General features: G+C 40.7%; 1 protein-coding gene. It reads right to left on the bottom strand.

The features are described from left to right. On the bottom strand, positions 1-1130 hold a 1130-nt coding region (locus H628_RS07795; protein WP_027825672.1), incomplete at both ends, for a Rib/alpha-like domain-containing protein.

The raw sequence follows: 1130 nt of genomic DNA, 5'->3' as shown, positions 1-1130 counted from the left end.
AGCCTTAGCTGCATCGGTATCTGTTACAGGCTTGCCTTCTTCAAACTTTGGGGCAACTTTAATTGGTACAACTTCTGAAAGTGGATCTTGATCTTCATCCCCAGAAGACTTAGGTTTCCCAAACACATCATAAACAACATCGTATTGTTGCTTGTCACCATTACCAAAGGTTACTTCGACTTTAGCTGACTTACCTTTTCCGATTTCACTAGTGTCTGGCTTAGTTATCCAAGCTGCTGTCGCATCACTTGGTACATTCTTCAAAGTCTTAGCTGCATCGGTATCTGCAACAGAATCACCCTTCTTGTATGAAAGGTTAGTGTCTGACTTGGTAATATTCTTACCTTCGATGTCCTTAGATGAATCAACGTCATAAGTTACGTCAATGGTCTTAGATTGGCCATTCTTAGTAACAACTACTTGTGCTGACTTACCCTTACCAAAACTTGCTGTATCTGGCTTGTGACCATCAGCCCAAGTTACACTTGCACCTTCTGGGACATTCTTCAAAGTCTTGGCTGCATCAGTATCAGTTACAGTATCACCCTTCTTGTATACAAGTGGCGTGTCTACTTTAGCAACTTTAGCCAATGGATCAACCGGAGTATCATCTTCAACATCATAAGTTACATCATATTGTTGCTTATCGCCATTGCCAAAGGTTACTTCAACTTTAGCTGACTTACCTTTACCGATTTCACTGGTATCTGGCTTAGTTAACCAAGTTACTTTAGCATCACTTGGTACATTCTTTAAAGTCTTAGCTGCATCGGTATCTGTTACAGAATCACCCTTCTTGTATGAAATGTTAGTGTCTGACTTGGTAATATTTGTACCGTCAGATTCTTTACTTGATTCAACCTTATATGGAACCGTAATATCTTCACTTGTTCCGTCGCCATAGACTACGTGAACTGTTGCGTTGCCACTACCAACACTTTCAGTATTAGGCTTCTTAGTCCAAGTTACTGTGGCATCACTTGGTACACCAGTTAATACGCTCTTGGCATCTTCTGGGACGCTTTCACCTTTGGTGTATTTAACATCTTGACTTGCTTTAACGCTACCATCTTTGGTTGATTCAACCTTATATGGAACCGTAATATCTTCACTTGTTCCGTCGCCATAGA

Origin of the sequence: Lactobacillus psittaci DSM 15354 (genome assembly GCF_000425905.1) — a bacterium.
GTDB lineage: Bacteria > Bacillota > Bacilli > Lactobacillales > Lactobacillaceae > Lactobacillus > Lactobacillus psittaci.
This window is presented reverse-complemented; position numbering and strand designations above follow the sequence as displayed.